Here is a 6,229-nt window from a genome sequence, read left to right as displayed (position 1 = left end):
GGATTTCTCTGTGTCAGACCTGTATCTTCTAACGCTCGCCCGCTGGCTGGAGGCCGACGGGGTGGACCTCTCCCGCCTTCCCCGAATTCTCGATCACAGGGCACGAATGCTGGCTCTCCCTCTCGTCGCAAAGGTCATTGCTCAAGAGGAAGGGCCGCCGAAATGAGGCCTGGTCCTTCCGCCAGGTGGGCGCTCCAGCGGCTATTTCGCGTTCTTTGGCCTGCCTTTCATGTCAAATGGTAGAAGGCTTCAACATGGATTTCGATAGCATGTGGCAGGTCCTCGGGGGCATCGCGATTGGGCTTGCGTTGATCGGGTGGTTGTGCCTTCGCGCTGCCGCGTCGTATGTGCTTGAGCGCTGGGGCCGCAGCACGAAAGGTGCGGTGGTACGTTCAGTAGAAAGGAATGACGATGGAAGCCTGGTGTACGTCGTGTCTTACGAATTTACCGCCACTTCGACGTCCGGTTTGCCTCAGGTTCAGGCGGGGGAACAGACGACGCGCTATAGCTTTCGTGCCAGGGACATTGTTGCCGTTCGATATTGGCCGGAGTGGCCGAGGCTCAACCGAATTGCGGAGCGCGCCGTCTGAAGGGGCAAAGACACAGGAGATGCCACCTAACATGTCAATTACATGCACCCCGCAGCAGCAGCAGGCGGCCTCGACGCTTGTGTGGCTAGTCCGGTTATCTTTGCGTTAGGCGCCACCAATTTCCATCGCACATCACGCTCCAGCATTTGACACAACATGAAGATCGGTCAAGCAATCATTCGCACGGCCCTATGGCTCTCAGGTGCAGGTGCACTTGCCCTGGTTCTCGCAGTCGGTTATTACGTCAACGAAGTCGGGGCTGCCAGAGCTGAAACACCGTCTCTGGTTTCCGAAGCCGGGAAGCGATTTGGAGCCCGGCTGAAACTCACCGATTTGTCCAAGGAACGGCAAGCCATGTTGTTGGCAATCGAAGACCCGGCGTTCACCCGGCATCACGGCGTCGATCTTGAAACTCCCGGCGCAGGAATGACGACCATTACGCAAGGTCTGGTCAAGCTCATGTACTTTCCCGACGGTTTCAAGCAAGGTATCGCCAAAGTTCGCCAGACGCTGATTGCGCAATACGCTCTGGATTCGCTGGTGTCGAAGAACGATCAAATGCAGCTGTTCCTGAATATCTGCTACCTGGGCAGTAATAATGGCCAGCCCGTTCATGGTTATGCCGCCGCCGCACAGGCCTATTTCGGCAAAAGTTTTGCGGAACTCACTGACGAAGAGTTCCTGTCGCTTGTTGCCATGCACATAGCTCCCGATAACCTGAAGCCCGGGACGCCTGAAAACATGCAACGCGTCCAGCGTATTCGCGCCTACCTTTCTGGCAAGTATCAGCCTGCGAGCCTGCTGGATGTTGACTACAACGGAAAGCAACACGGAACACTGGCGGAAGAAGCCCTCATGTCATTCTTGCGGCTTGTCACTGACGCAAGGCCCGAGCGCGCTGGCAGCTAACGCACTTGACTTGCCGTGGTGCCCAGCCTTCTAATTAAGAGGACGCGTCCGCCCGGCAAGCCGGGTCACGCCTCACATCTCAAACCTTAGACAGCACGAAATACGCCATGGCTTTCGCATCACATGAAGAGTACTTCGCGAGTGTGCCCGCTGATGCACGCCTTCTGCTTCAATCCATTCAGGAAAAAGTTGAAGCGTTGGTGCCTGGTGCCTCGCGTTGCATAAGCTACAACATGCCCGCGTTCAAGCGCGGTCGGGTGTTCTTCTACTTCGCTGCATTCAAGAAGCACATTGGCGTCTATCCACCTGTTACGCAGGATGCACACCTCATGCATGAGCTCGCGCCATACCGTGGCGAAAAGGGCAATTTGTCCTTCCCGCTGAAGGAGGATCTTCCAATCGAGCTCATTGGCCGGGTTGCCCTGGCATTGTCGCGAGAGTACGGCCGCAAGTGATTCCCTTGCCCCGCTTCTTGCTGTTCTGGTCTGCTGTGCCGGCCATCGCGTTCAGCATCTGGCTCCTTTGCATCACCAACGCACCCCGCTCGGCGCAAGTCCTGCAAGTCGCCGCGGCGGCTATGGGGTCTGCGATTTTTGTCATTCTGGTACGCACGAGCCGCAAAGGGCTGTCAGGCAGCATTCATTGGGTCCCACTCGTGTTGGCTTTGAGCCTGTTCATTCCACTGCTGGCGAGCGGACACGGCAATCCTGAGCGCTGGCTTGTTTTAGGTAGCGTTCGACTTTACGTCGCACCCGTTGTATTGCCGATCTTCCTGCTTTTGCTGGGGGCGTCAACGGCCCGCGCACCCGGCCTTTATGCCGTATCCGTCGCCGGTGCCGCTATCGCACTCGTACTCCAGCCCGATGCTTCACAAATGAGTGCATTGGCACTGGCGATGCTGGTTCTGTTGATTGCGCCAGGCGCCCACCTCGCGCTCCGTCTGGGCTTGTTGGTCGTTCTGCTGCTTTGTGCAGTGGCCGCCTGGCGTGTTCCGGATACGCTTGCTCCGGTGCGCCACGTCGAAGGTGTATTCAGTCTGGCTGCTGAGGTATCTCCATTTGCACTGGCTGGCGCCCTGGCTTTTGCGGCATTGCCGGTGGCGGCACTCCTGTGGTCCGCCTTGCTCACGCGCTCCATMGGCACATTCGCTGTGGCCGTCTATTACGCGGCTCTCTTCGCACAGGCACCTTTGCAGGTGACGCCTGTTCCGCTGCTGGGCTTTGGCGCTGGGCCGATCCTGGGCTATTTTCTTGTTGCAAGCATGGTCTCGCGTGCCAGCCATGCAGCCTGACCCTCCATCGAGAAGATCCGCCCGCCGGCAAGCCGGGTTAGCCCCTCATGTCGAACGCTAGCTCTCATGAACGAAGCTCGCGCCTATCCGCTGCTTCCAGGAGTTCTTCTTGCGGAGGTAGGGCAGGGTGGGCCGCGCCGACGCTGCAGCATGCGCGCGTCGAGCCGACCCGTGTATGAGCTGGAACAACGACTGCGCCTTGTTCATCGTCTTTGCTTTGCTATCAAATCAGTAGCTACTTGCGCTCATCTGCATTGGCCCCGGGGCCTGTTCGCATATGAGAACCCGAAAAAAAGGTTGATTCTGGCGCTGCCATATCTCGCAAAAGCCCCCGTAGTGGCCTTCAAGGCGGTTTTGAGCTTTTTTTTAGACGTGAAAACTGGATACAGCCTAATATGGACGGGCGCAAGCAGCTATCAAATAAATAGCATCCCGGGCGAGCAGGGCGCTCATCTGTTGACCGGGCAGATACACGCGCCTGTGCTTGTCTGTCGCATCCACGCCATAGATTGCAAAGCGTTCTTGGCGAGGTCGATTCTGATGGTGATAATCGCCGTGAATTGCCTCCCCAGGTGAACTGATGAAGCCGCAGGTCGGTCTCACGACCGGAGGCTCGCCTGGGATGGGAATCCTTGCATTCTTGTGAGACAAGCGACGAGTACTGGATAAGGACCCCGTGCACTCGTCACTGATGTACTTCAAATATTGGGGGGGAACTGGGTTTGAGTCTGACAAAGATTTCACTTGTGTTGTTCATTGGGGGCCTGGTATGGCTCGGTGCCGAATATGCAGAGGACCGCAAGCGCCCTTCGCGCCACAAAGTCCCTTCTGAAGCTGAATTGAGCACTGCCACCGGCAAAGCCCTGAGCGCGCGTGTCGTCGAGCGCAAGACCAAAAAGGGTGTACTGGCGGGCCGCTATGCGGAGCTGGACATACAGACCCCCGCAGGCATCGAGACCGTGCGTGTGGGCGAGCCGAATTCTGAGCGTTCGCTGGATGGGCTGGGCGGCGAAACCGTGACAGCCAGGTTCGATCCGAAGGATGAGAAGTCGGTGTTCAGTCTGAGTACCCCAAGCCGACAGGTGATCACGTACCGTGATACAGCTGCGTTCAAGGCCAAGCTTGTCGAGGGCAACAGCGGCGGCTACACCATTGGCTGGATCGCAGTGGCGTTGGGCGTTCTTGGCTTCTGGTTTGGCCGTAAGGTGGCCGCGAGCTAACCAAAGCGCAGTGGCTTTGTCACGTCCTGACTCTTTCATAAACCGAAGTTGCTCCGGCAAGCTGGGCAGTGCCGGTTGTCTCAAACGTTAGGTGTCACTAGCCATGCAAAAACTTCTGCTCGTCGGTGCGTGCTGGGCCTTCTGGTTGATCTATGTCGTCGCGACCGTCAAGACCGATCTGAGAGCCGGCATCTCCTTGTGGCCATTCGTCAAGATGGCAGTCGCTGCCGCTGTTGCCGGATACGTCAGCTCAGTCCTTCTGCGCACTTCGGCCGAAGCTCAGGATGAAGCCGAAGAATCCCACTGGCGGCCTATGCCGCTGTTGATCAGGGTTATCCTGGCAGGCGCAATCTTCAGTGGAGGTCTTGGGCTGATCGCCATGAGCCTGGCGACCTCTTTATTCGGTGTCATCGGAGCGGTGATCGGGATTGCCTGCTTGCCTGTAGCGCTCTACTTTCTTGTCGCCGGCAAATACAATCCGCACGATGTACCTTGAGTGCTTTAGAAGGGGCTCGAGCCCTTCTGTTGGGAGGTGACGATCGTAAAACCGGTCCGCACGGCCCTTCCAAAGCGTTAAGCCGTACACGTGACGGCAATTCCACTCTTGCTATCAGACGCGGACCACAGGCTTAATACGCGGAAAGCATCACACACAACACCATGCGTTCACTTCTAGCCCTACTCGCGTTTGTCATCACCTCAACACTCGCCACGGCTGCAGAGCCCGGCAAGGTCCGGGCTAGCTCGTTTGTACTTCTTGCTGAATCAAGGCTTCCCGATGCAGCGGCCTTTCGTGCACAGCTTGAGGTACGGCTCAAGGGAAGGGTCAAGATTGATGACATGGAAGCAGACGGGCAAGAGGTCATTCTTCTTCGGTCGCGGGGTGGCACCGTGATGATTGGGCTGATCGGTGCGCCCCTGCCAAAAGGCCAGATTGACGACTTGTGCCAAGGCGCCTGGTACTGGAAGAAGGCCTGCGAAGAGACTGCCCGGCACAAAGCCCACGTCTACGTCAGTATTCTGGACACGAATCTCGATCAGCTGGACGCTTATCTCTTGCAGACCGACGTGGTGGCCACGCTGATGGACCAGAATGCCATCGCAAGCTATTGGGGCGCCAGCTTGCAGTCCCGAGAGGCGTTCCTGAAACAGAGCGCGCCCGCCAGTCGAGCAGGGCCGCCTGTTTGGCTCTGGACTAACTTCCGCGTTTCAACCGATCTGGAGAAGGGGCTCTCATTGTCCACACAAGGAATGGAGAAGTTTGACCTTCGGGAAATCGAAGCCAAGGACGTGAATCGGAATGGCGTGGAAGTTTTCTCCCTGCTCATGAGCATGGCCCAGTATCTCGTCAGCAGTGGGCCGGTGATTAAAGACGGGGAAACGATAGGCTCTTCACCAGCGTTGAACATCAGGGTTCACCAGGGACCGTCCTACTGGCGGGAAGGTGTCACAGTCTACAGAGTGATGTACCCAAAGGAATGAAGACCGCATGTGTGTGGTTTCTGTCCTGACGATCGACAGGCCGTCCCAGCACTCGCGACGCAAAAAAGCAGCTCATTGGCCGGCATGATGAGGAATCTTCTACCTCGCGTGCTTCCATGTCGCGCGGATGCGTCAAGTGACCGTTGTGGCCAGCCAGCGGACAAAAAACGGACCACGGTACAGGCCACTTTCCCGGTGCCAAGGCTATAGTGCAAATACCGAACTCGCTCCCGGACCTGGGCGTGATGCATCCTGAATGCCGGATTGCGCGGGAACCTAATGGATTACGACAAAAATACATCTCCCGTTGGCTGGTACCTGGGTGTCTACCTCCTCCGATTCATGGAGCTGAACGATCCCGGAAGAAATGAGCCGGAGCGCCGTTTCCTCTCCTGGGAGAACACGGTGCTCGTGCGTGCGAAAACGTTTGATGAGGCTTACGCAAAGGTTGTGGTTATCGGCAAGCAGAATGCAATGCGATATCTTGGTGGGCCCGACAGCGTTCCGGTGAAGTGGCAATACATCGGTGTGACCGGGCTTCTTCCCATCTACGAAAAGATCGAAGACGGAGTGGAGGTGGCCTGGGCCGAGCACGCGCCGCGAACTCTTCGCAAGCTGCGCGCACGTGCAAAAACAAAAGAGGAGTTAAAAGGATGAGCCAAATTCAATCCAACTCATCAGCTTCAAAACGTTAAGAGTTAGAACCCATGGAATCGATGTTCTGGAAGTTCGGAAAG

The 6,229-nt window shown here is 57.1% G+C and carries 7 protein-coding genes; all 7 read left to right on the top strand.

Annotation, left to right across the window (positions count from 1 at the left end; all coding sequences use genetic code 11):
* Positions 1 to 746: 746 nt before the first annotated feature.
* Positions 747 to 1,499, top strand: a complete 753-nt coding sequence (locus tag AC1D0Z_RS14685) for a transglycosylase domain-containing protein (protein ID WP_477658963.1) — start codon at positions 747 to 749, stop codon at positions 1,497 to 1,499.
* 107 nt (positions 1,500 to 1,606) lie between these two features.
* Positions 1,607 to 1,954: an iron chaperone gene (locus tag AC1D0Z_RS14680; RefSeq protein ID WP_477658962.1), complete on the top strand. Its 348-nt coding sequence runs from the start codon at positions 1,607 to 1,609 to the stop codon at positions 1,952 to 1,954.
* Between the two features lie 35 nt (positions 1,955 to 1,989).
* The gene (locus AC1D0Z_RS14675) at positions 1,990 to 2,790 is read left to right on the top strand and encodes a hypothetical protein (RefSeq protein ID WP_477658961.1); all 801 of its coding nucleotides are present in this window, start codon (positions 1,990 to 1,992) and stop codon (positions 2,788 to 2,790) included.
* Positions 2,791 to 3,629: 839 nt separating this feature from the next.
* Positions 3,630 to 4,010 carry a hypothetical protein gene (locus tag AC1D0Z_RS14670; protein WP_477658960.1) on the top strand — a complete coding sequence of 127 codons (381 nt, stop codon included), beginning with the start codon at positions 3,630 to 3,632 and terminating at the stop codon, positions 4,008 to 4,010.
* A gap of 103 nt (positions 4,011 to 4,113) precedes the next feature.
* Positions 4,114 to 4,506, top strand: coding sequence for a hypothetical protein (locus AC1D0Z_RS14665; protein WP_477658959.1), 393 nt, complete (start codon positions 4,114 to 4,116; stop codon positions 4,504 to 4,506).
* A gap of 164 nt (positions 4,507 to 4,670) precedes the next feature.
* Positions 4,671 to 5,492: a DUF4261 domain-containing protein gene (locus AC1D0Z_RS14660; RefSeq protein ID WP_477658958.1), complete on the top strand. Its 822-nt coding sequence runs from the start codon at positions 4,671 to 4,673 to the stop codon at positions 5,490 to 5,492.
* Between the two features lie 279 nt (positions 5,493 to 5,771).
* Complete coding sequence (locus tag AC1D0Z_RS14655) at positions 5,772 to 6,149, top strand: DUF4288 domain-containing protein (protein ID WP_477658957.1); 378 nt, start codon at positions 5,772 to 5,774, stop codon at positions 6,147 to 6,149.
* Positions 6,150 to 6,229: the final 80 nt, after the last annotated feature.

This window comes from Polaromonas sp. P1_E3 (genome assembly GCF_056405935.1).
The sequence above is the reverse complement of the archived record's forward strand: the minus strand, read 5'-3'. Positions and strand labels throughout refer to the sequence as shown.

Bases quoted from the DNA above. Each gene is read 5' to 3' on its own strand.
- AC1D0Z_RS14685 (WP_477658963.1), top strand. From the start codon at position 747: ATGAAGATCGGTCAAGCAATCATTCGCACGGCCCTATGGCTCTCAGGT.
- AC1D0Z_RS14680 (WP_477658962.1), top strand. From the start codon at position 1,607: ATGGCTTTCGCATCACATGAAGAGTACTTCGCGAGTGTGCCCGCTGAT.
- AC1D0Z_RS14665 (WP_477658959.1), top strand. From the start codon at position 4,114: ATGCAAAAACTTCTGCTCGTCGGTGCGTGCTGGGCCTTCTGGTTGATC.
- AC1D0Z_RS14660 (WP_477658958.1), top strand. From the start codon at position 4,671: ATGCGTTCACTTCTAGCCCTACTCGCGTTTGTCATCACCTCAACACTC.
- AC1D0Z_RS14655 (WP_477658957.1), top strand. From the start codon at position 5,772: ATGGATTACGACAAAAATACATCTCCCGTTGGCTGGTACCTGGGTGTC.